The sequence below is a fragment of the Streptomyces avidinii genome, assembly GCF_045161815.1.
Lineage (GTDB): Bacteria > Actinomycetota > Actinomycetes > Streptomycetales > Streptomycetaceae > Streptomyces > Streptomyces avidinii.
The window spans coordinates 7,130,408-7,152,862 of the sequence record NZ_CP108863.1 but is presented as its reverse complement, the minus strand read 5'-3'; the positions used below and the strand labels follow the sequence as shown (position 1 = coordinate 7,152,862).

Genomic DNA, 22,455 nt, shown 5'->3' with positions numbered 1-22,455 from the left:
AAGGTCAGTGGGTTGCGGTGAACTGCACGTGATCGGCGGTGAGGTCGAGGTACGCCTGCTCCAGGGAGGCTCGCTCGTCTGAGAGTTCCAGCAGGGGAACCCCTTCGCGGGCGGCCAGGCCGCCGAGCTGCTCGGCCTGTATGCCGTCGACGGTCCATCGCCCGTCGTCGGAGGTCACCAGCTCGAAGCCGTCCCGGGCCAGCGCGGCCCGCAGCCGGACCGGGTCGGAGGTGCGCAGGCGCACCCTCGGGGTGCTGCGGGCGTCGATGAACTCCTCCATCGAGGTGTCCGCCAGCAGCTTGCCGTTGCCGAGGACGACCAGGTGGTCGGCAAACGCCGAGGTCTCCGACATCAGGTGGCTGGAGACGAGGACCGCGCGTCCTTCGGCCGCGAGGGAACGCATCAGCTCGCGGATCCAGATGATGCCCTCGGGGTCCAGGCCGTTGGTGGGCTCGTCCAGCAGGAGCACTCCGGGGTCGCCCAGCAGTGCGGCAGCGATGCCGAGGCGCTGGCGCATGCCGAGGGAGAAGGACTTGATCCGCCGCTCGGCGACGGAGGCTATGCCGGTCTGCTCCAGTACCTCGTCCACGCGGTTGCGGGGGACCCGGCCGGCCGCGGCGAGCAGGCGGAGGTGGTCACGGGCGGTGCGCCCGCCGTGCGCCGCCTGGGCGTCCAGGAGGACACCGACCCGGTGCAGCGGGTCCGGCAGGTCCAGGTAGTGCCGGCCGCCGATGGTGGCCGTGCCGGACGTGGGCCGGTCCAGTCCCAGGAGCAGGCGCATCGTCGTGGACTTCCCCGCACCGTTCGGGCCGAGGAATCCGGTGACCCGCCCGGGCAGGACATCGAAGGTGAGGCCGTCCACCGCACGGTGGGTGCCGTATCGCTTGGTGAGTTCTCGGATCTCGATGCTGTTCATGGCTCAAGACTCGCCGCCGGCCCCACCCCCTTCCCTCCCCCATGCGAGGGTGCCGTCTCCCCCACGTGGGGGAGACGGCCCTGAGCAGGGCACTGTCACCATGGGGTCATGTACCGACTGCTGCGAGCCCCGTTTCAACCAGTGACCTATTCACGCTGGTTGCATCTGTGCGTGCCTCTGCTGCTGCTGGGCATATGGATGTTCATCATGCCCGAGTGGCCATGGGGGCCCCTGCTGCTCATCCTGCCCTTCGGGCTGGTGCCCTGGGTGCGGCTGGCAGAGGGCCTTCAGGCACAGTTCCTGCTCACGCCGTACGACCGCGACCCCTCGGACAGCGCCATAAGCCTGGCTCCGTCGGCCCATTGGGGGGACCGCTGGCGCACCGTGCTCTGGCTGGAGGCGCGGATGGTCATCGCGGTCGGTGCGGTCGGCGCCTCCGTCTGGCTGCCCACGATCGCCGTGGAGCTCGTCGCGATCGCGGTCGGGCATCCCATGGGCGCCGACTTCCTTCCGTTCGTGCCCGAACGCTGGGCCGCCGCGTTGCTCGTGCCCGTGCCGCTGGTGCTGCTCATCGTCGTGGTGTCCCTGCTCGGCGAGTTGATCACCACGGTCGCCACCCGCCTGCTCAGCCCGTCCGCGGCGGAGCGGCTGACGGCGCTCGAGGCACGTACGGAGCAGCTGCTGGAGCGCACCCGGATCGCTCGGGAGCTGCACGACTCCATCGGGCATGCGCTCACCGTGGCTGTAGTGCAGGCGGGGGCGGCGCGTGCTGCGGGCGATCCCGCCTTCACGGAGCGTGCGCTGTGCGCGATCGAGGAGACGGGCCGGGCCGCGCTGGAGGATCTGGAGCGGGTGTTGGGGGTGCTGCGCGAGTCGGGGCCGCCCCCGTCTCAGTGGCCGACGCTCGCGGAGGCCGACCGGCTGCTGGAGTCGGCCCGGGCCTCCGGCTCCGCGGTGGACGCACAACTGACGGGTGAGCTGGCGAAATTGCCGGGCCCGGTCACCCGGGAGGGGTACCGGATCCTGCAGGAGTCGCTGACCAACGTCCTGCGGCACTGCGGCCCCGTCCCGGTGCGCGTCCGGGTGGAGATGACCTCGGCCGGGCTGGACCTGGAGGTGACGAACCCGCTGCCGGAGCGCCCCGGTGTCACGCCCGGCGGCGGCAGCGGGCTGCGCGGGATCCGCGAGCGGGCCGCGCTGCTCGGCGGGGAGGCCGAGACCGGGCTGTACGAGGGGGGTTGGAGGGTGCGCGCCCGGCTGCCGCTGGAGCGAATACGCTGACCGGATGCCGGTTACCGTACTGCTCGTCGACGACGAACCCCTGGTACGCGCGGGTCTGCGCGCCGTCCTGGATGCCCAGCCCGACATCGAAGTGGTGGGTGAGGCAGCCGACGGCGCCTCCGTGATCCCGCTGGTCCGGCAGTTGCGGCCGGATGTGGTGGCCATGGACGTGCGGATGCCGCTCCTCGACGGGATCGAGGCGACCCGGGCGGTGCTGCGGACCGTGGACTCCCCGCCGAAGATCCTCGTGGTGACCACCTTCGAGAACGACGAGTACGTCTACCAGGCGCTGCGGGCGGGAGCGGACGGCTTCCTGCTGAAGCGGGCCCGGCCTTCGGAGATCGTGCACGCGGTACGGCTGGTGGCGGAGGGCGAGACGCTGCTCTTCCCGGCGGCCGTGCGGGCCCTGGCCGCGGAGTACGGGAACCGGCAGGCCCGGGCGGTGCTGGAACGGGCGGCCCTGACCGAGCGGGAGGAGGCCGTTCTGCGGCTGATGGCGCGGGGTCTCACCAACGTGGAAATCGCCGCCGAGCTGATCATCGGCACGGAGACCGTCAAGTCCCACGTCAGCGCCATCCTGGGGAAGCTGGGGGCGCGGGACCGGACGCAGGCGGTGATCACGGCGTACGAGTCGGGGTTCGTCTCGCCCGCCTGAGGGAAGGGCTGCTTCCGGCCGATGGGGGGCTGCTTCTCGCCGACGCACCGGGCGGGCAGTACGATCCGGCTGACAAGCTCGCCAGCTGGGAGGACACACGTTGGGGCAGCTGACCGGCGGGGACCCCTCTCTGCTCCGGCGAATCAATTCCGCCGTGGTGCTGCGCGCACTGCGGACGGCCGGATCGCCGACTCTCACCGACCTCACACGGCTGACGGGGCTCTCCCGGCCGACCGTGGAGGGCGTGGTGGAGGGGCTGATCGGGACCGGGCTCGTCGTCGAGGCGGACGCGGAAGAGGGCGCGCGGCGGCAGGGCCGCCCGGCCAGGCGCTTCCGCTTCCGGACCGAGGCGGGGCATCTGCTCGGCATCGAGATCGGCGCGCACCGGATCGCGGTGCTGCTGTCCGGGCTGGACGGCCGGGTCATCGGGGCCGGCACCAAGGACGTCGCTGAGACGGCGTCCGCCGATGAGCGGCTGGAGCGGGTACGGGCGGCCGTCGCCGATCTGCTGCGCCGCGCCGGGGTGCCACGGGACTCCCTGCGGGCCGTCGGGGTCGGCAGCCCGGGGATCGTGGAGGCGGACGGCACGGTCCGCCTCGGCACCGCGCTGCCCGGCTGGACCGGGCTGGCGCTCGGGGAACGGCTGCGGCGCTCGTTCCGCTGCCCCGTCCAGGTGGAGAACGACGCCAATGCGGCGGCAGTCGCCGAGCACTGGAAGGGGGCCGCGCGGGACACCGGCGACATGGTGTTCGTGATGGCGGGGCTCAGCCCCGGCGCGGGCTCGCTGATCGGTGGCCGACTGCACCGTGGCTTCGGCGGCGCGGCGGGCGAGATCGGCGCCCTGCACCTGCTGGGCCGCGAGGTCACGCCGGAGCGACTGCTGTCGACCACCGGGGAGCCCCTGCATCCGCTGGACGAACCCGCCGTCGCCGAGGTCTTCGCCATGGCCAAGCGGGGCGACGAGCGGGCGGTGGCCGCCGTGGAGCGGTTCCTGCAGCGGCTGGTGCACGACGTGGCGGCGCTGGTCCTGGCGATGGATCCGGAGCTGGTGGTCGTCGGCGGCTGGGCGGCCGGCCTGGACGGGGTGCTGGAGCCGCTCCGCCAGGAGCTGGAGCGCTACTGCCTGCGCCCGCCGAGGGTGGCCCAGTCCATGCTCGGCGAGGCCGCGGTGGCCACCGGCGCTCTGCGGCTGGCGCTGGACCACGTCGAGGAGGAGCTCTTCGCGGTGGAGAAGACGGTCACCGCCCGCCGCTGACCCCGCGCCTCCGGCGCCCCGTACGACGCGGAACGGCCCGGCCCCCGCAAGTGCGGGGCCGGGCCGTTCCGCGTGTTCAGGAGGCGACGCGCGGCTCGTGGGTGATCTCGACGTTGCCCGAGTCGCCGAAGGTGAGGCGGCAGGTGTCGGCGCGGTAGGTGGCCACCGAGACCGCCGCGGTGCCCGCGGTGGTGAAGTAGCGCGTGGTGACCAGAAGTACCGGGGCGCCGGGCAGGCGGTCCAGTTCCTTGGCGTCGTCGGCGCGGGCGGAGCCGAGCTCCACCGAGCGGTCCTGGCCGTCGAGCACCAGCCGCTGCAGCTCGCGCAGGACGGCACGGGCACGGGCCGGCCCGGCCGGGGCCTCGATGGCGGGCAGTCCCGGCACGGAGGCGGCCGGCACGTAGAGCAGTTCGGCGGCGACGGCCTGGCCGTGGGTGACCCGGGTCCGGCGCACGGTGTGCACCGGCTGGTCGGCGGCGAAGGCGCCACCGGTACCGAGGAGTTTGAGCACGGCGGGCGTCGGCAGGGTCTCGGCCGCGTCCAGCGGCTCCCAGCCGTCGACGCTCTCGCCGGGCCAGCTGTGCTGCGCGCTGCCGACGGCGACGCCGACGCGCGGCGGGGCGACGGTGGTGCCGACGCCACGGCGACGCTGGAGCCGGCCCTCGAGTTCCAGCTGTTCCAGTGCCTGGCGCAGGGTCGCGCGGGCGACTCCGAAGCGGGCCGCGAGCTCACGCTCGTTGGGCAGCACCTCGCCGACGGCGAAGTCCTGGTCGAGCGCCTCGCTGAGGACGGTCTTGAGGTGCCAGTACTTCGGCTCCGGCGCCGTTTCGAGCTGCGTGGTCCCCACCCTGACTCCTCCTGCCATCGCCGCACTCGCCGTGTGTTTCAGCGGCAGTTCCGCGCCTTTGTTTATTAAAGGTTCCTGCACTATCCCTGCGACGATAGGACGGCGCACCCCCTTGGTCAAGACCAATGCTCGTACCTTTGCCGGGCAGAACGGGCATACGTATCAAGCCGTTCATGGGATGTTCTCGATGGCACAGAAGGCTTGTAGTCAAGGGCTACCGGACGGTAATCATGGCGGTAGGCACTACTGACATCCTGTCTCGCACGCGCCAACGACGAGGAGCAGCATGACCGCCACGGTCTCCTTCACGATCGATTCGCCGCTCGGCCCCCGCACCGCCACCGTCGCCTACGAGCGCAAGGGCGCCGGCGAACCGCTCCTCCTGCTCCACGGCATCGGCCATCACCTTCAGGCCTGGCACCCGGTGATCGACATCCTGGCCGCCGAGCACGACGTGATCGCCGTCGACCTGCCCGGCTTCGGCGCCTCGGAGCCCCTGCCCAAGGGCGTCCCGTACTCCCTCGGAACCGTGGCCCCGGCCCTCGGGGCGCTCTGCACCGCCCTCGGCGTCGAGCGTCCGCACGTCGCGGGCAATTCGCTCGGCGGCCTGCTCGCCCTCGAAATGGGCCGGAGCAACCTCGTCCGCTCGGTCACCGCCCTCTCCCCCGCCGGTTTCTGGACCGAGGGCGAGCGCCGCTACGCATTCGCCACGCTCCTCGCCATGCGCGCCGGCGCCAGGGCGCTCCCCCTGCCCGCCGTGCGGCGGCTCTCCCGCACCGCCGCCGGCCGCGCCGCGCTCACCGGCACCATCTACGCCCGCCCGTCCCGCCGCCCGGCCGAGGCCGTCGTCGCCGAGACCCTCGCCCTGCGCGACGCCACCGGCTTCGAGGACACGCTGGCCGCGGGCGGTTCCGTACGGTTCACCGACGACGTGCCCGGCCTGCCGGTCACCATCGCCTGGGGCACCCGCGACCGCCTGCTGCTGCGCCGTCAGGGCATCCGCGCCAAGCACACCGTCCCCGGCGCCCGGCTGGTACGGCTCCCGGGCTGCGGTCACGTCCCGATGAACGACGATCCGGCGCTTGTCTCCCGGGTGGTGCTGGACACGGCCCGCAGCGCACGGCTCGCGGTCGCCTGAACGGCAGAACCGGCCGAAATGCCCGGACAGATGAACGAATGAGCGGCTGACGGCTGTTCATCCGCGGTTCGCGTGGGAGACGCGGCCGGGCCGGTGTGCGACGGCACGCTGGTCCGACCCGTCCTCGCCGGCCCCAGGAGACGTACCGATGGCATCGATCCCGCACACCCGACGGTCCCTCATCGGCGGATCCCTCGCCCTGTCCTCCGCGCTGATCGCCGCGCCGGCCCTCGCGGCCCCCGCCTTCGCCCGCTCCGGCCGGCCCCATGCGCTCTGGGGCGTCCAGTCCGGCGAGATCACCGCCCACTCGGCCACCGTGTGGACCCGTTCCGACCGCCTGGCGCGGATGTACGTCGAGACCTCCCCGAGCGAGGCGTTCCGCTACGCCGTACGCCGCCACCGCGGCCCGCTCCTCGGCCCGTCGAGCGACTTCACCGGGACCACCGTCCTGCGCGACCTGCCGCCCGGCCGGCAGATCCACTACCGGGTCGTCCTGACCGACCCCGACGACCCCCGCCGCAGCTCCTCTCCGGTCCACGGCACCTTCCGCACCACCCCCGTCTCCCGCCGCCACGACGTGCGCTTCCTGTGGTCCGGCGACCTGGCGGGCCAGGGCTGGGGCATCAACCCCGATCTCGGCGGCTACCGCGTCTTCGAGGAGATGCGGCTGCGCAACCCCGACTTCTTCCTCTTCAGCGGGGACACGATCTACGCCGACGGGCCGATCAACGCCACCGCTCCCCTCCGCGACGGCACCGTCTGGCGCAACGTCACCACCGAGGAGAAGGCGAAGGTCGCCGAGACCCTCGCCGAGTTCCGCGGGAACTTCCGCTACAACCTGCTCGATCGCAGCCTGCTCGGCTTCAACGCCCAGGTTCCGGTCCTCGCCCAGTGGGACGACCACGAGGTGCGCAACAACTGGTACCCCGGCCAGCTGATCGACGACCCCCGCTACACCGTCAAGGAGGCCGACACCCTCGCCGCCCGCGCCCGCCAGGCCTTCGGGGAGTACTTCCCCGTGACCGACCTGCGCGGCGGCCGCGCCGAGGGCCGGATGTACCGCGTGATGCGGTACGGCCCGCTGCTCGACGTCTTCGTGCTCGACATGCGCACCTACCGCAATGCCAATTCCCCCGGCACCCGGGCCGAGGACCCCATCGGCATCCTCGGCGCCGAGCAGCTGGCCTGGCTCAAGCGCGAGCTCTCCCGCTCCCGCGCGACCTGGAAGGTGATCGCCGCCGACATGCCGCTGGGCATCGTCGTACCCGACGGCGCCACGAACTTCGAGGCCGTCGCCCAGGGGGACCCGGGCGCTCCGCTGGGCCGCGAGCTCCAGATCGCCGAACTCCTGCGGCACGTCAAGCACCAGCGCATCACGGGCACCATGTGGGTCACGGCCGACGTGCACTACACCGCCGCGAACCACTACGCGCCCGAGCGGGCGGCCTTCACCGACTTCGCGCCGTTCTGGGAGTTCGTGTCCGGCCCGATCGGTGCCGGCGGCTTCCCGGCCGGGCGCCTCGACGCCACCTTCGGTCCGGAGACCGCCTACGTACAGTCGGCCCCCTTCGCCAACATGTCGCCCTCGGAGAACCCCCCGTACTACGGCGAGGTAGACATCGACGGCGGCAGCGGGGAGCTCACCGTCCGGTTGCGCCGCCAGGGAGGCGACGTACTCTTCACCCGGACCCTCCAGCCCGGTCGCGTGGGCCAGTAGGGCCGAAAAGACGCCGGACCGACCCGTAATCCGGAAATGGCCCGGAAAACTGGGTGAAATCGGCCAGATGGACACTTAACCAGTCGGTCACAGATCGTTCGTGATCACGCAACACCCCTGCGCCACAGTGGTGTGCATGACTGACCGTAACCTCGCCCCCGCCCAGCGTCCCCACCGTCACCACTGGCGCCGCGACATCGTCGAACTCGCCGCACTGTTCTGCGCCGTCGCGGTCGCCGACGCCATCGCCAATCTGGTCGTGCACGGCCCGAGGGGCCCGATCATGCTCATCGCATCGGCCGTCGCACTTCTGGTGACGGCGGCCTTCCACACCTGGTGGGCACGGCGCCACAGTCATGCGCCGCCGCCGCAGAGCACAGCGCCCAGCGATCAGGTGCCGCCGGCGACCGCCACCTCGGGCACGAGCGCGACCGCCAGCAGCACCGCGCTCTGGCGGATGCGCACGACCGTACGGGACGAGCCGGGCTCCCTGGCCGCGCTCTGCACCGCCCTCGCCCGCAACAGCGTCGACATCCTGACCCTCCAGACGCACCCGCTCCCCGAGGGCGGCACGGTCGACGAGTTCCTGCTGCGCGCCCCGCAGGAACTGCCCTCGGCCGACCTTTCCCGCGCCATCTCCCGGGCCGGTGGCCACAGCACCTGGATCGAGCGCGCCGACGCCCACGACCTCGTCGACACTCCCACCCGGGTCCTGGGCCTGGCCACCCGCACCGCCCTGGACGCCGCCGAGCTGCCCCTCGCCCTGCGCCAGTTGCTCGGCCGCTGCACGATCCACTCGATCCCGGCGACCACCCTCTCCGGCCGTCCCAACGCCGGTGCGGACGCCCCGGTCGAGGGTGTCCTGGAGGCCACGGTCATGCGGCTGCGCGACCCCTCCGGCGGCGCGATCACCGTGGAGCGGCCCTACCTCCCGTTCACCCCGACCGAGTTCGCCCGGGCCCGGGCCCTCGTCGAACTCGACGCCCGGCTCGGCCCGCGCGTCCCGCGCAGCCAGGACGTGTTGACCCTGCCCGAGGGCAACGAGATCACCGTGCGCCGCGCCGACGGCTCCGACCTGGCGGCGGCCCGTGCCATGCACGACCGCTGCTCGGACCGCACCCTGTCGCTGCGCTACCACGGCCCCGTCGCCGACGCCGACCGCTATCTCGGCCACCTGCTCAGCCCCCGCTTCGGCCGCACCCTCGCGGCGACCACCGCCTCCGGGAAGCTCGTGGCCCTCGGCCACCTGCTGTGGGACGGCGACGAGACCGAGGTCGCGCTGCTCATCGAGGACGACTGGCAGCGCCGCGGCATCGGTTCCGAGCTGCTGCGCCGACTCATCTCGATGGCCGTCGAGGCCGGGTGCGACAGCGTGTACGCCGTCACCCAGGCCGCCAACACCGGCATGGTCGCCGCCATGCGCGGCCTCGGCCTCCCGCTCGACTACCAGATCGAGGAGGGCACCCTGGTGATCACGGCCCGGCTGGACGCGACCCCGGTCGGCTCCCGGCCGCCGTACGGCCTTCCCCGCGAGCTGCCGCAGGAACAGCCGGCTCCGCAGCGCCGCCGCTGAGCGCTCCGCCCGGAGCCGGGACCCGCCGCGGGTCCCGGCTCGGGCGGATCCCTCGGCACCCGGCGGGATCGCGGGAGACCCCGCGGATCCCGCCGTCCACGGGATCCCCCGGGCTCCCGCGAACGGCGGGATCCGGCCAAACTGCACGCGCCCGCCCCCGCCGGATCCTCCCCCATGGGCCCGAAGTCGCTTGCGCACAAAGCCGGTTGAGCGAACTCCGCATGCGCCGCCGCACCCGCTCCGGCCCGCGTCAACAGGCTGACGCCCATGGGTGATGACGGGAACACATCCCACATACGAAGATGGCCGCATGTCAGAGATCCTCCACAACGGCAGCGCACCCCGGCTGCCCCGCCAGGTGGCCGACGCGTACGTCGACGACCTCATCGCCCTCGACCCGATCACGGGCACCTACCTCGGTGTCGCCGCGAGTTCGAGCAAGCTCCCGGACTTCTCCCCGGCGGGCCGCGCGGCCGTCGCCGAGCTCGCCCGTGAGACCCTCGCGCGCCTCGACGCCGCCGAGTCCGCGCCCGGCGCCGACAGCGACGCCGAGCGCCGTTGCGCCCGGCTGCTGCGCGAGCGCCTCACCGCCGAGCTCGCCGTCCACGAGGCCGACGAGGACCTGTGCGCGGTCAGCAACATCCACAGCCCCGCGCACTCCGTCCGCGAGATCTTCTCCCTGACCCCCGCCGACACCGACGAGGACTGGGCGGCGATCGCCGAGCGCCTGCGCGCCGTACCGGCCGCCTTCGACGGCTACCGCGAGAGCCTCGGACTCGGCCTGGAGCGCGGCCTGTACGGCGGCCCCCGCGCCACCACCACCATGATCGGTCAGCTCACCACCTGGGCCGGTCAGGACGGCGGCGAGGCGCCGTTCTTCGAGGGCTTCGCCGCCGCCGGTCCGGACTCCCTGCGCGCCGAGCTGGACGCCGCGGCCGCCGCTGCGACCGCCGCGGTCGTCGACCTGCGCGACTGGATGACCTCGGTGTACGCCCCCGCCGTCGAGGGCAGGCCGGACACCGTGGGCCGCGAGCGCTACGCCCGCTGGTCCCGCTTCTTCAACGGTACGGACCTGGACCTGGACGAGGCGTACGCCTACGGCTGGTCGGAGTACCACCGCCTGCTCGCCGAGATGAAGTCCGAGGCGGCCAAGATCCTCCCGGGCGCCGGCCCCTGGGAGGTGCTGAAGCACCTCGACGAGCACGGCGCCCACATCGAGGGCGTGGACGAGGTCCAGGCCTGGCTCCAGGGCCTGATGGACGAGGTCATCGAGAACCTCGACGGCACCCACTTCGAACTCGCCGAGCGGGTCCGCAAGGTGGAGTCCCGCATCGCCCCGCCGGGCGGCCCCGCGGCCCCGTACTACACCTCTCCCTCGGAGGACTTCTCCCGCCCGGGCCGCACCTGGCTGCCCACCATGGGTCTGACCCGCTTCCCGGTGTACGACCTGGTGTCCACCTGGTACCACGAGGGCGTGCCGGGCCACCACCTGCAGCTCGCGCAGTGGACGCACGTGGCGGACCAGCTCTCCCGCTACCAGGCCACCGTCGGCATGGTCAGCGCCAATGCCGAGGGCTGGGCGCTGTACGCGGAGCGCCTCATGGACGAGCTGGGCTACCTCAAGGACGCGGAGCAGCGCCTCGGCTACCTGGACTGCCAGATGATGCGCGCGGCGCGGGTCATCGTGGACATCGGCATGCACGTGGGCCTGCAGATCCCGGCGGACTCGCCGTTCCACCCGGGCGAGACCTGGACGGTGGACCTGGCGCAGGAGTTCTTCGGCCTGCACAGCGGCCGCCCGGCCGACTTCGTCGAGAGCGAGCTGACCCGCTACCTGTCGATGCCGGGCCAGGCGATCGGCTACAAGCTGGGCGAGCGCGCCTGGCTGCTGGGCCGGGACAACGCCAGGGCCGCGCACGGCGATTCCTTCGACCTGAAGGCCTGGCACATGGCGGCGCTGTCGCAGGGTTCGCTGGGGCTGGACGACCTGGTGGACGAGCTGTCGAAGCTCTGACGGCGCGCGGCGTCCGTCGTCCCTGGGCGGACGACGGGCCACGGACGACGGGCCGCGGACGACGGACGGGCCGCTCATCCCCCGGGGGACGAGCGGCCCGTCCGCGTGGCGGGCGCCTCAGCAGCCGCAGTCGTCCGAGTCGGTCGGCGAGGTCAGCGGGTCGGCCTCGGCACGCTGCCGGTGCCCCTGCCAGGTCTCGACCTCGAAGCCCTCGCGGATCCAGTACTCGATGCCGCCGAGCATCTCCTTGACCTGGAAGCCCAGTTCGGCCAGCGCCAGGGCCGAGCGGGTGCCGCCGTTGCAGCCGGGGCCCCAGCAGTACGTCACCACGGGGATGGCCTTGTCCAGGAGCCGCTCGGCCTGCTCGGGGATGAGCGCGGTGGGCAGGTGGACGGCGCCGGGCACGTGGGCCTGGTCCCAGGACGGGGTGGAGCGGGAGTCGACGAGCTGGAAGCCCAGCTCGGCGCCCCGCTCTCGGTGGGCCCGGAAGGCTGCGGCGACATCCGAAACGTCCGCGTGGAAGGCCAGGCTCGCGGCGAAGTACGCGGCTGCCGCGGCCGGAGAGGCCGGCGGCACGCGAAGCACGGGGTTGGTGGCGGCGGAGGCGGCGGAGGAGACATTCTGCGTCGTCGTCATGGCCAAAAATCTACGATCCGTCGATCACGGCCGGAAGTGGATTTCCCCGGCCTTTTCCTTGTCCGACCGGGGAATCCCCTGCTAGACCTGCCCCATGACCGACTATTCCCCTGACGCCACCGACTGGCGGATCCTCGAAGCCCTCCAGCGGGACGGGCGGGCCAGTTTCACGGAGCTCGCCCGCGCCGTGTCCATGTCCGCGAGCGCCGTCACCGAACGGGTCCGGCGGCTGGAGGAGGTCGGGATCATCACCGGCTACACGGCGGTGGTGGACCCGGAGAAGCTCGGCAAGACGATCCTCGCGCTGGTGCGGCTGCGCTACCCGCACGGCAACTACAAGCCGTTCCACGACCTGCTGGAGTCCACTCCCGAGATCCTGGAGGCCCATCACGTGACCGGCGACGACTGCTTCGTCCTCAAGGTCGCCACCCGCTCGATGGCGCATCTGGAGGAGGTCACGGGCCGGATCTCGGGCCTGGGGCCGGTGACGACGAGCATCGTCTACTCCTCGCCGCTGCCCCGCAGGCCGCTCAGTCCGTGAGCGCCGCCGTCCGGTGGCGGACCACGGAGCCGCCGCGCTGCTTGACGATCTCCAGCTGGGCCTGGACCCGGGTCCGCAGGTCGGCGACGTGGCTGACGATGCCGACGCTGCGGTCCCGCTCGCGCAGCGAGTCCAGGACGTCCAGCACCTCGTCCAGGGACTGGTCGTCAAGGCTGCCGAAGCCCTCGTCGATGAAGAGGGTGTCGAGGCGCATGCCGCCGGCCTCGTCGGTGACCACGTCCGCGAGCCCCAGGGCCAGGGCGAGCGAGGCGAAGAAGGTCTCGCCGCCCGACAGCGTGGCGGTGTCCCGCTCGCTGCCGGTCCAGGAGTCGACCACGTGCAGCCCGAGGCCCGAGCGCCCCCGCCCGCTCGACCGGGTGTCGGAGTGCACGAGGGTGTAGCGGCCGCCGGACATGCGCAGCAGCCGTACCGTCGCCGCGGCGGCCACCTGCTCCAGGCGGGCGGCCAGGACGTACGCCTCCAGGCGCATCCTGCGCTCGTTGTCGGCGGAGGTGCCCGCGGTGAGTCCGGCCAGCCGGGCGACCCGGTCATAGGCCTCGCGCAGCGGGCCGAGGGCGCGCAGTTCCTGCTCGGCCTGCCGGGAGAGCCGGTCCAGCTCCGTGCAGCGCACCCGGGCCGCGTCGGCGGCCGACCCCGCCGTACGAAGCTTCGCCGCGGCCGAGGCGGCGTACGCCTCGGCCGCCTCCGGTGCGGCCGGAGGCAGGGCTGCCGCTTCGGCGGCGCCGGTCTCGCGGCGGCGGTCCGCCAGCAGGGCCTCCTCCGTCTGCCAGGCGTCCAGCCGGTGTTGGAGCGCGGTGCGTTCGTACTCGGGGAGCACCGCGTCGGCGGCGGCCTCGATGGTATCGAAACCGGCCTTGAAGGCGGCGTCGGCGAGCTGGTCGTCGGCCTCCTTCAGCCGGGCGGCAGTGCTCTCGGCCCGGCGCAGCGAGGTGGCCGCGCCGGAGACCATGCGGACCCGGTCCTCCAGGGTCCGGGCGCGGGCCGCGACCGTGGGCGCGCCGTCCCGTACGAGGGCGAGTTCGGACTCCAGCCCGGCCTGTTCGCGGTCCAGGGCCTCGCGCCGGGAGGCCCTGGCGGCGGCCCGGGTCTCGGCGCCCTGCCGGTCCGCGCTGCGTGCGGTGTGCTCCCGCTCGGCCCGGGCCAGCTGCTCACGGGCGGCGTGCAGCCCGGCGGCCGATGCGTGTGCGGCGGCATGACGGGCGCTCAGGTCGGCGGTCTGGGCGAGCAGTTCGGCGGTGGTCGCCTGCCCGGCCGCGGCCGCGGCCTCGGCGCGGGCCTCCTGCGCGGCGGCGAGCCTGCGCTCGACGGCGGTCCTGGCCTGCTCGGCCCGTTCGAAGAGGGCGTGGGCGGCGTCCTCCGCCGCGCGGTCCACGTGGCCGGGGGCCGGGCGGGCCGGAGCGGGGTGCTCCGCGGACCCGCACACGGTGCAGGCCTCCCCCGCCACCAGGGCCTCGGCGAGCTCGGCGGCGATTCCGCGCAGCCGGGCCTCCTTGAGCTCCAGCCAGCGCTCCCGGGCGGCGGCCGATTCCTCGCGCAGGGTGAGCAGTTCACCCGCGGCCCGCTCGGCCTCGGCATCGAGCTCGTCGCGTCGGCGGGCGGAGTTCAGCTGCATGCGGGCGGGTTCGAGCCGGCCGGCGAGCTGTTCGGCCAGGGTCGCGGCCTGCTGGGCGGCGTCCACGCGTTCCTGCAGCTCGGTCCGGGTCGCCTCCCAGCGCTCCAGCCACTCGGCGGACTCCTGGTGCTGTTCCTCGGCGGCCCGGGACTCCCGTTCCAGGTCGGCGCGTTCGCGGCCGATCTCGGCGCTGCGCTGCTCGGCCCGCTGCGCCGCGCCGAGGGCGCCCAGTGCCTCGCGCAGCCGCTGCTCGACGTCGGCCAGCTGCTCGGTGCCCGCCTCCTTCAGCGTGGGCGGAAGCTGCGCCCGGGCGGAGGTCTCGGCGTGCGCGGCGGCGAGGTGTGCGGCGGAAGCGGCGCCGCGCAGCTCCAGGGCGGGGGCCACCAGGGCGCCCCGCCGGGCGCGGTCCAGCAGGCCGCGCACCCGGTCCCGCTCGGGTTCGGCCTCGGCGAGCACGGCGGCCCGGCGGAGGGTCTCCGCGTGCCGGCGCTGCAGCCGGTCGAGCTCCCGCGCGTCCTCGGCGGCCCGCCGTGCGGCGGCGTGCCGGCCCTCGACGGCGGCCAGCGCGTACTCGGCGACGTCGAGGCGCTCGCGGGCGGCGCACCGCGCCACGGCCGCCCACTCCCGGACGGCCCCGGCGAGCCCGGGGTCGCCCGGCTGGTGTCCGGGCATGGGCCAGGCCCGCAGGTCGGCGCTGTCCCCGGCGGCCTGGGCGAGCCGCTGGGCGGTGTGGAGCACCTTCTCGTCGCCGGCCCGGACCTTCGCCTCGGCGGCCCGGCGGCGCTCGCCGAGCAGGGCCTCGACGGCGGCGAATCGGCGGGTGTCGAAGAGCCGGCCGAGCAGGCGGCCGCGGGCCGCCTCGTCGGCGCGCAGGAACCGTGCGAACTCTCCCTGCGGCAGCAGCACGACCTGGCAGAACTGCTCGCGGCTCATGCCGAGCAGCTGCTCGATCTCCTCGCCGATCTCCTGGTGGGAGCGGCTGAGCGGGTCCCAGCCCTCGCCGGTGTGCTCGCGCAGCCAGCTCTGGGCCTTGTCCTTGGTGGTGCCCGTACCCCGCTTCTTCGGGCGCTCCTGCTCGGGGCGGCGGGTGATCTCCAGTCGGCGGCCGCCCGCGGTGAGTTCGAGGGTGACCTCGGTCGGAACGTGGGCGGCGGCGTGGTCGCTGCGCAGGCTGGTGCCGGGGGCCTGGCGGGGGCCGGGCACGGAGCCGTACAGCGCGTAGCAGACGGCGTCGAGCACGGAGGTCTTCCCCGCGCCGGTGGGTCCGTGGAGCAGGAAGATCCCTGCGGCGGACAGCGCGTCGAAGTCGATCTCCTGGGGCTCGGCGAACGGCCCGAAGGCGGTGACGGCCAGCCGGTGCAGCCTCATCGGTGGGTCTCCCGGTGGCTGTCGTCGGCCCGTACGTCGTCGAAGGCGCCCTGGAGGACGGCCCGTTCGGCCTCGTCCGGGTGACCGCCGCCGCGCACGTGGGTGACGAAGTCCTCGGCGATCTCCTGGTCGGTGCGGCCGCGCAGCCGCTGGGCGTAGGAGGCGCCGGTCTCCTCCTGGCGGCCCTCGGGGTCGAAGGCGAGGGTGAGGGTGTGCGGGAAGCGGGCGGCGAGGCGGGCCATGGGGTCGTCGGGCCGGACCGGGTCGGTGAGGGTGGCCTCGACCCAGGCGTCCTCGTGCTCCTGGTGCGCCGGGTCCTCCAGCAGGTCCTCCAGCCGTCCGCGGAGCCGGGCGAGGGCGCGCGGTACCGGGGTGTCGATGCGCTCGGCGGCGGCGACCTCGCCCTGCGCGCCCAGCTCGATCAGCCACATGGTCTTGCGGTGGTCGGCCTCGGAGAAGGAGTAGGCGAGCGGGGAACCGCAGTAGCGGACCCGTTCGTTGATGGTCTGGCAGCCGTGGAGGTGGCCGAGGGCGGCGTAGTCCACCCCGTCGAAGACGGAGGCGGGCACGGCCTCGACGCCGCCGACGGTGATGTCGCGTTCGCTGTCGCTGGCCTGCCCGCCCGTGACGAAGGCGTGCGCGAGGACGATCGAGCGGGTGCCGGGCGCGCGGGCGGCCAGGTCGGCGCGGATCCGGTCCATGGCGGCGCCGAGGACCGCCTCGTGGCTCACCTTCTCCGCGCTGAACTCGTCCTTGACCAGGGCGGGCTCCAGGTACGGCAGGCCGTACAGCGCCACGTCACCGTGTACGTCGGCCAGTACGACGGGGTCCGCGCAGCCGGCGGGATCGGTCCGCAGGTGGATCCCCGCCCGGTCGATCAGCCCGGCGCCGACGCCGAGCCGGCGGGCGGAGTCGTGGTTGCCGGAGATCATCACGGTGGGCACACCGAGGTCGGCGAGGCGGTGCAGGGCGTGGTCGAAAAGCGCCACGGCGGGCAGTGGGGGCACGGCCCGGTCGTAGACGTCACCGGCGACGAGGACGGCGTCGACCTCGTGCGCGCGGACGGTCTCGATGAGGTGGTCGATGAAGACCGCCTGGGCGCCGAGCAGGTTGACCCGGTGGAAGGCCCGGCCGAGGTGCCAGTCGGAGGTGTGCAGGAACTTCACTCGCCGGCCCCGCCGCACATGCCGTCTCCCCCTGGTCGTCTCCCGCTCGCTGAACCCCTCTACGCTAACCCGTCCCGGGGGTCGCTCAGGGCGCGTACGTCTCCCCGCCGAGGGTGAGAGCGGCGCTGCCGGCCGTGGTGTCGGCGAGCCAGGCCTCGAAGGCGGGCAGGTCGGCCTCGGGGAGGGCGACCTCGATCTCCACGGCGGCCCCGTAGCGCAGGTCCACCACGGTCCGGCCGGTGGAGCGCAGATCGTTCTGGGTCTTGCCGGCCCGCTGGTGGTCGACGGTGACGGTGGCCAGCCGGTAGCGGCGCCGGGTGACGGTGCCGAGTTCGTCGAGGGCTTCGCCGACGACCCCGCCGTAGGCCCTGATCAGGCCGCCGGCACCGAGTTTCACACCGCCGTAGTAACGGGTCACGACGGCCACCGCGTAGCGGACGTCGCGGCGCATGAGCATCTGCAGCATGGGCACCCCGGCGGTGCCGCCGGGCTCACCGTCGTCGCTGGCCTTCTGGACGGACGCGTCGGCGCCGACGACGTAGGCGAAGCAGTTGTGGGTGGCGGTGGGGTGCTCCTTGCGGATGCGCGCGACGAAGTCCTGCGCCTCCTGCTCGGTCGCGGCGGGCGCGAGCGAGCACAGGAACCGCGAGCGGTTGATCTCGGACTCGTGCACGCCCTCACGGGCCACCGTCACGTACTGGTCTGCCTTCACCTCACCACCCTAAGCCGTGGTGAAGGGCTACCTTGGCGGTCGTGAAACCGCGGGGGCGCAGCTACCGGTACGTGGGGCCGGCCGAGCTGAGAGAACTCGCCCGCCCGGGGACCGAGGGCCGGAGCATCCGCTCGGCCGCGGACTTCGAGGAGTGGGCCGCGGGCCGGGCGGCGGCGGAGCTGTCCGAGCCGTTCACGTTCGTCGTCGACTCCGCCGGTGTGCTGCGGCTCGCACCGCGGCGCAGCGAGCACGTGGTCTGCGCGGGCGGTGGCTCGGTGCTGAGCGCCGGGGAGATGGGCCTCGGGCGGGTGTCCGGGCGGTGGGTGGTCTGGACGGTGAGCAACCAGTCGACGGGGTACTGCCCGGACATCGACTCGTGGCCCGGGGTGGCGGACGCGCTGGACGCGGCCGGGATCGGCCGGCGTCCCGGCGGCTTCACGCACGCGGTGGTCTTCCGTCGGTGCCCGGCCTGCGGGCAGCTGAACATCGTCCGGGACGGGGACTTCGTCTGTGTCTTCTGCGACGGGGCCCTGCCGCCCGACTGGAACGTGGACCCGTCAGCGGCGTAGCCGGCGGGGAATCGCGCCCGGGTGTTTTCGGTTGATGCGGCTGAGCGCCGGTCCGACGCAGCGGGAAACAGTGCACGGGGCCGGCGGGGACGAGAACACCAGGAGGCGGCACACGTGTACGGCGACCCGGCAACCATCCGCAAGATCCTCACCGAGCTCGGCGACACCTGGGCCGTGGTGGGCCTCTCGAACAACCAGGACCGAGCGGCCTACGGGGTGGCGCGCGTGCTCCAGCGGTTCGGCAAGCGGGTGATCCCCGTGCACCCCAAGGCCGAGACCGTGCACGGTGAGCCCGGCTACGCCTCGCTGGCGGACATCCCGTTCAAGGTGGACGTGGTGGACGTCTTCGTGAACAGCGAGCTGGCCGGGCCGGTGGCCGACCAGGCTGTCGCCGTCGGCGCCGAGGCCGTCTGGTTCCAGCTCGGCGTGATCGACGAAGCCGCGTACGGCCGCACCCGCGAGGCAGGGCTGGCGATGGTCATGGACCGCTGCCCCGCCATCGAGATCCCGGCGCTCTAGGCCGTCGCTAGCCCGCGGACGCGCCGGCGCCGGCGCCCGTGCCCCCGTGCGCATGCGCGTGCGCGGGCACCGGCGCCGAGACCGGGGGAACCGACACCGCGAGGGTCATCTCCATCGGTACGGAGCCGTCGTTGCGGTAGGAATGCGCGAGGTTGGCCTCGAAGGTGGCCGCGGCTCCGGCCGGGACGCGGAACTCCTCCTCGCCGACCACCAGGGTCAGCTCCCCGGCCGTGACGTGCAGCATCTCGATGGTGCCGGAGGGGTGCGGGACGGAGTCCGTCCCCTCGCCCGGCACCAGGTGCCAGGTCCACAGCTCCATCGGTCCCCGCTCGTCGGTGCCGATGAGCATCGTGGTCGAGCTGCCCGCCTCACTGGACCAGATCCGGACGACCTGGTCCGGCGGGACGACCCGGACCTGCGGTCCCCGGTCGTGGTCGAGGAGCGCGGAGATGCTGACGCCCAGCGCGTCGGCCAGCCTGACCGTGGTGCCGACGCTGGGGTTCGTACGAGCCTGCTCGATCTGGATGATCATCCCGCGGCTCACTCCCGCGCGGGCCGCCAGGGAGTCCAGGGTGAAACCGCGCTCTCCACGCCACCGCTTGAGGTTCCGGGCGAGCGCCTGGGTGAGCTGTTCGAGGTCCGACACCATTCCGTCCAATATTTTGGATGACACAGTCCAACAGAGTGCACTAACGTGTTCTGTATTCGATGCTGCACTCCAGCGTTCACTGCACTGTACTGCGAGGCCCCCATGACCGCGCTCTTCGCCCTGGCCACAGCCGTGCTGTGGGGGCTCGCCGACTTCGGCGGCGGGCTGCTGACCCGCCGGATCCCGGCGCTCACCGTGGTCGTCGTCTCGCAGATCGTCGCCGTCGTCGTGCTCGGCGCGGTGGTCCTGGGCACCGGCGCCTGGCGGGAGGCCGGGCCGCAGCTGTGGTTCGCGGTCGGCGCGGGTCTGGTCGGGCCGGTCGCCATGCTCAGCTTCTACAAGGCGCTGGCCCTCGGCCCGATGGGCGTGGTCTCGCCGCTGGGCTCCCTCGGCGTGGTCGTGCCCGTCACCGCGGGGCTGATGCTGGGCGAGCGGCCCGGTCTCGGCCAGTTCGCGGGCATCGCGGTGGCCGTCGTCGGCATCGTCCTCGCCGGTGGCCCCGAGCTGCGCGGCGCGCCCGTCCAGCGGCAGGCCGTCATCCTCACCCTGGTCGCGGCCTTCGGCTTCGGCGCGGTGATGGCCCTGATCGCGGAGGCGTCCACCACCGTGACCGGGCTCTTCCTCGCGCTCTTCGTCCAGCGGGTCACCAATGTCACCGTCGGCGGCGCCGCCCTGTGGGCGCAGACCCGGCGCGGCATACCCGCTCTCCCGGCCGGCACCGGCCCGCGGGTCCTGTGGGGGCTGCTGCCCGCCCTGGCCTTTGTCGGCCTTGCGGACGTCGCGGCGAACGGCACGTACTCCATAGCCGCCCAGAACGGCCCGGTCACCATGGCCGCCGTCCTGTCCTCGCTCTACCCGGTGATCACCGCGCTCGCCGCCTTCGCCGTCCTCAAGGAACGACTGCGCACGGTCCAGGCGGCAGGCGCGGGCCTGGCCCTCGCCGGAACGGTGCTCCTCGCCGCCGGCTGACCCGCCGGGCACTGCCTAGGCGTGCTCGGCCTCCGCCAGCTCGGCCAGGCCGCGCAGTTGCTCGGGCGTCATTCCGTCCGGGATCGGCACCGGCGCGGGCGTGCGCAGCGGCGGCTGCCATCCCGTCTCCGGCTGCCAGCGCCGCACGATGCGCGCCGGCGCCCCCGCCACCACCGCGTGGTCCGGCACCTCGCCCCGTACGACGGCACCCGCGGCCACCACGACGTTGCGGCCGAGCCGCGCCCCCGGCAGGATCACCGCGCCGGTGCCGAGCCAGCACCCCGGGCCGATCTCCACGGGCTCGCTGCGCGGCCACTGCCGGCCGACGGGCTCGTGCGGGTCGTCATAACTGTGGTTGGTGGACGTGATGTAGACCCCGGGACCGCAGAAGGTGTTCGAGTCGATGGTGATGCGGGCGTCCGCGATGACATGACTGCCCCGGCCGATGACCACCCCGTCGCCGAGCACCAGCATCGGCTCGGAGCCCAGGTCGAGGTCCGGCATCATCCCGGCGGTCAGGGTGACCTGCTCGCCGATGATGCAGTGCGCGCCGAGTCGGATCCACCGCTCGCCGAAGACCGTGCCCTGCGGGAAGGCGAGCCGGGTGCCGTCCCCGATCGCACCGAACCTGAGCCGCCCCGGGGTCTGCGCGGTGACCGCGCCGGCCTGTTGCATCCAGCGCCAGCCGGTGTGGACCACGCGGCTCGCCAGCCGGCGGCGCGCGGCCGTCAGAGATGAGAACGTGTTCTGTTTCTTCGGCACCCGGCCACGGTAGTGCGCCGGGCCCCGGTCACCCCGGCCACACTCCTGTGATCTTCACCCCATCGCCGGTCCGGCGGGACGCGTGGCCTACGGTGCCGTTAGCGCGGCAACCGGACGACGGACACAGAGGAAGAGAACATGACGCACCAGGCGGCCCAGGCACTCGTGGCGGGTGTCGGCGGCAAGAACCCGGACATCGACCCGACGGCCTTCACGGCTCCCACCTCGGTCGTGGTCGGCGACGTCACCCTCGCCGCCGGCGCGAGCATCTGGTACTCGGCGGTGCTGCGCGCCGACTGCGGCCCGATCACGCTCGGCGCCGACAGCAACGTGCAGGACAACTGCACGGTCCATGTGGACCCCGGCTTCCCCGTCTCGATCGGCGAGCGCGTCTCCATCGGCCACAACGCGGTGGTGCACGGCTGCACGGTCGAGGACGACTGCCTGATCGGGATGGGTGCGACCGTGCTGAACGGTGCGGTGATCGGCGCCGGTTCCCTGGTGGCGGCGCAGGCGCTGGTCCCGCAGGGCATGATCGTCCCGCCCGGCTCGCTGGTCGCGGGCGTGCCCGCCAAGGTGCGCCGCGAGCTGACCGACGAGGAGCGCGAGGGCATCAAGCTCAACGCCCTGATGTACGCGGAGCTGTCCAAGCAGCACCGCGCCTCGGTAACCCCGGACGCCTAGGCCGTCTCTTCCGGATCTTGCCGGGCGGGAGTCCCACGCGAAGGGCGGCGCCCAGCAGGTCCACGGGCTCCGGGCTCCCGCTCCCCGGCGTCCGGTCGGTCCGCTTCCGGTCCGTCCGCCGTCACTCGCCGACCGGTGTCCGGGTCGCCGGCTGGGCCGGGATCTCCGCCCCGGCCGGAGCGGGCACGGAGAGTGCCTGCGCCGCCTTCTTCATCCGGCTGCGCACCACCAGCGTCACCACGAGCCCGAACAGCACCGCGAGCCCCAGGGCCAGCCAGGAGAATCGCTTCAGCCACGGCTCGGCGACGATCCCGACCGAGTAGATGACGGCCGTGGTGCCGCCCGCCCAGAGGATGCCGCCGAGGACGTTGGCGACCAGGAAGCGCCAGTACGGCATGTGCAGCACGCCCGCCAGCGGCCCGGCGAAGATCCGCAGCAGCGCCACGAACCGTCCGAAGAAGACGGCCCACATGCCCCACTTCTCGAAGGAGCGTTCCGCCAGCGCGACCTGCTGGGGTCCGAAGTGCTTGGGGAAGCGCCGGCCCAGCCGGTCCAGCAGCGGCTTGCCGCCGCGGCGCCCGATCGCGTAGCCGATCGAGTCGCCCACGATCGCCCCGGTGATCGCGCAGAGCCCGAGGATCACGGGGTCGATCTCCCCGTGCTGCGAGGCCAGCAGCGCCGAGCTGACCAGGACGATCTCGCCCGGCAGCGGGATGCCGAGGCTCTCCAGCCCGATGACCAGACCCACCAGGAGATAGATGCTGACCGCCGGAATCGTCTCCAGCCATTCCTGGATGTGCACCGGTACGTCCTCCCGTGTCGTCGTCGGCGCGCCCCCTGTGACACGCCGA

At 73.3% G+C, this 22,455-nt stretch carries 21 protein-coding genes; 12 read left to right on the top strand and 9 right to left on the bottom strand.

Going from position 1 to position 22,455, the window contains the following annotated elements:
* Positions 1–4: 4 nt before the first annotated feature.
* Entirely contained in the window at positions 5–916 is a 912-nt protein-coding gene (locus OG373_RS32345; RefSeq protein ID WP_405441923.1) for an ABC transporter ATP-binding protein, read from the bottom strand.
* Between the two features lie 108 nt (positions 917–1,024).
* Here OG373_RS32345 and OG373_RS32340 point away from each other — a divergent pair, with 108 nt between their 5' ends.
* The 3 genes from OG373_RS32340 (at position 1,025) to OG373_RS32330 (ending at position 4,107) form a co-directional block, all read left to right on the top strand.
* On the top strand, positions 1,025–2,197 hold the full coding sequence (locus OG373_RS32340) for a sensor histidine kinase (RefSeq protein ID WP_405441922.1): 1,173 nt from the start codon (positions 1,025–1,027) through the stop codon (positions 2,195–2,197).
* Positions 2,198–2,201: 4 nt separating this feature from the next.
* A complete protein-coding gene (locus OG373_RS32335) occupies positions 2,202–2,852 on the top strand; it encodes a response regulator transcription factor (protein WP_327261352.1) in 651 nt (216 codons plus the stop codon).
* Positions 2,853–2,952: 100 nt separating this feature from the next.
* A complete protein-coding gene (locus OG373_RS32330; RefSeq protein ID WP_397734247.1) occupies positions 2,953–4,107 on the top strand; it encodes an ROK family transcriptional regulator in 1,155 nt (384 codons plus the stop codon).
* A 76-nt stretch (positions 4,108–4,183) separates the two neighbouring features.
* Here the strand turns inward: OG373_RS32330 and OG373_RS32325 are convergent, their stop codons facing one another.
* A complete protein-coding gene (locus OG373_RS32325) occupies positions 4,184–4,954 on the bottom strand; it encodes a GntR family transcriptional regulator (protein WP_030388175.1) in 771 nt (256 codons plus the stop codon).
* 286 nt (positions 4,955–5,240) lie between these two features.
* On the opposite strand from OG373_RS32325, the gene OG373_RS32320 reads away from it, so the two are divergent.
* From OG373_RS32320 to OG373_RS32305, 4 genes are all read left to right on the top strand, one after another.
* Positions 5,241–6,092: an alpha/beta fold hydrolase gene (locus OG373_RS32320; protein WP_405441919.1), complete on the top strand. Its 852-nt coding sequence runs from the start codon at positions 5,241–5,243 to the stop codon at positions 6,090–6,092.
* Between the two features lie 148 nt (positions 6,093–6,240).
* A complete protein-coding gene (locus tag OG373_RS32315; protein ID WP_405441917.1) occupies positions 6,241–7,809 on the top strand; it encodes an alkaline phosphatase D family protein in 1,569 nt (522 codons plus the stop codon).
* Positions 7,810–7,945: 136 nt separating this feature from the next.
* Positions 7,946–9,382 (top strand): GNAT family N-acetyltransferase, encoded by a 1,437-nt coding sequence (locus OG373_RS32310; RefSeq protein ID WP_405441915.1) that lies wholly within the window; start codon positions 7,946–7,948, stop codon positions 9,380–9,382.
* Between the two features lie 310 nt (positions 9,383–9,692).
* Entirely contained in the window at positions 9,693–11,396 is a 1,704-nt protein-coding gene (locus OG373_RS32305) for a DUF885 domain-containing protein (protein WP_405441913.1), read from the top strand.
* Between the two features lie 117 nt (positions 11,397–11,513).
* Here the strand turns inward: OG373_RS32305 and OG373_RS32300 are convergent, their stop codons facing one another.
* On the bottom strand, positions 11,514–12,032 hold the full coding sequence (locus OG373_RS32300; protein ID WP_405441911.1) for a rhodanese-like domain-containing protein: 519 nt from the start codon (positions 12,030–12,032) through the stop codon (positions 11,514–11,516).
* Positions 12,033–12,126: 94 nt separating this feature from the next.
* Between OG373_RS32300 and OG373_RS32295 the strand changes: the two genes are divergently transcribed.
* Positions 12,127–12,573: an Lrp/AsnC family transcriptional regulator gene (locus OG373_RS32295; RefSeq protein ID WP_405441909.1), complete on the top strand. Its 447-nt coding sequence runs from the start codon at positions 12,127–12,129 to the stop codon at positions 12,571–12,573.
* Here OG373_RS32295 and OG373_RS32290 read toward each other — a convergent pair.
* The 3 genes from OG373_RS32290 to OG373_RS32280 form a co-directional block, all read right to left on the bottom strand.
* Positions 12,563–15,574: an AAA family ATPase gene (locus OG373_RS32290; protein ID WP_405441907.1), complete on the bottom strand. Its 3,012-nt coding sequence runs from the start codon at positions 15,572–15,574 to the stop codon at positions 12,563–12,565. The genes OG373_RS32295 and OG373_RS32290 overlap by 11 nt on opposite strands.
* A complete protein-coding gene (locus OG373_RS32285) occupies positions 15,571–16,740 on the bottom strand; it encodes an exonuclease SbcCD subunit D (protein ID WP_405441905.1) in 1,170 nt (389 codons plus the stop codon). Before OG373_RS32285 ends, OG373_RS32290 begins: the two co-directional genes overlap by 4 nt.
* Before the next feature lie 85 nt (positions 16,741–16,825).
* Positions 16,826–17,452: a YigZ family protein gene (locus OG373_RS32280; RefSeq protein ID WP_397734226.1), complete on the bottom strand. Its 627-nt coding sequence runs from the start codon at positions 17,450–17,452 to the stop codon at positions 16,826–16,828.
* A gap of 41 nt (positions 17,453–17,493) precedes the next feature.
* Here OG373_RS32280 and OG373_RS32275 point away from each other — a divergent pair, with 41 nt between their 5' ends.
* Both OG373_RS32275 and OG373_RS32270 read left to right on the top strand, forming a co-directional pair.
* A complete protein-coding gene (locus tag OG373_RS32275) occupies positions 17,494–18,021 on the top strand; it encodes a hypothetical protein (RefSeq protein WP_405441904.1) in 528 nt (175 codons plus the stop codon).
* Between the two features lie 114 nt (positions 18,022–18,135).
* Entirely contained in the window at positions 18,136–18,540 is a 405-nt protein-coding gene (locus tag OG373_RS32270) for a CoA-binding protein (protein WP_405441903.1), read from the top strand.
* 7 nt (positions 18,541–18,547) lie between these two features.
* Here the strand turns inward: OG373_RS32270 and OG373_RS32265 are convergent, their stop codons facing one another.
* A complete protein-coding gene (locus tag OG373_RS32265; RefSeq protein WP_405444279.1) occupies positions 18,548–19,186 on the bottom strand; it encodes a helix-turn-helix domain-containing protein in 639 nt (212 codons plus the stop codon).
* Between the two features lie 105 nt (positions 19,187–19,291).
* Between OG373_RS32265 and OG373_RS32260 the strand changes: the two genes are divergently transcribed.
* A complete protein-coding gene (locus OG373_RS32260) occupies positions 19,292–20,158 on the top strand; it encodes an EamA family transporter (protein WP_405441902.1) in 867 nt (288 codons plus the stop codon).
* A 15-nt stretch (positions 20,159–20,173) separates the two neighbouring features.
* Here OG373_RS32260 and OG373_RS32255 read toward each other — a convergent pair whose 3' ends face one another.
* The gene (locus OG373_RS32255) at positions 20,174–20,920 is read right to left on the bottom strand and encodes an acyltransferase (RefSeq protein WP_405441900.1); all 747 of its coding nucleotides are present in this window, start codon (positions 20,918–20,920) and stop codon (positions 20,174–20,176) included.
* 138 nt (positions 20,921–21,058) lie between these two features.
* Here OG373_RS32255 and OG373_RS32250 point away from each other — a divergent pair, with 138 nt between their 5' ends.
* Positions 21,059–21,604 (top strand): gamma carbonic anhydrase family protein, encoded by a 546-nt coding sequence (locus tag OG373_RS32250; RefSeq protein ID WP_405441899.1) that lies wholly within the window; start codon positions 21,059–21,061, stop codon positions 21,602–21,604.
* A 121-nt stretch (positions 21,605–21,725) separates the two neighbouring features.
* On the opposite strand, the gene OG373_RS32245 is transcribed toward OG373_RS32250, so the two are convergent.
* Positions 21,726–22,406 carry a DedA family protein gene (locus OG373_RS32245; protein ID WP_405441898.1) on the bottom strand — a complete coding sequence of 227 codons (681 nt, stop codon included), beginning with the start codon at positions 22,404–22,406 and terminating at the stop codon, positions 21,726–21,728.
* Positions 22,407–22,455 lie beyond the last annotated feature (49 nt).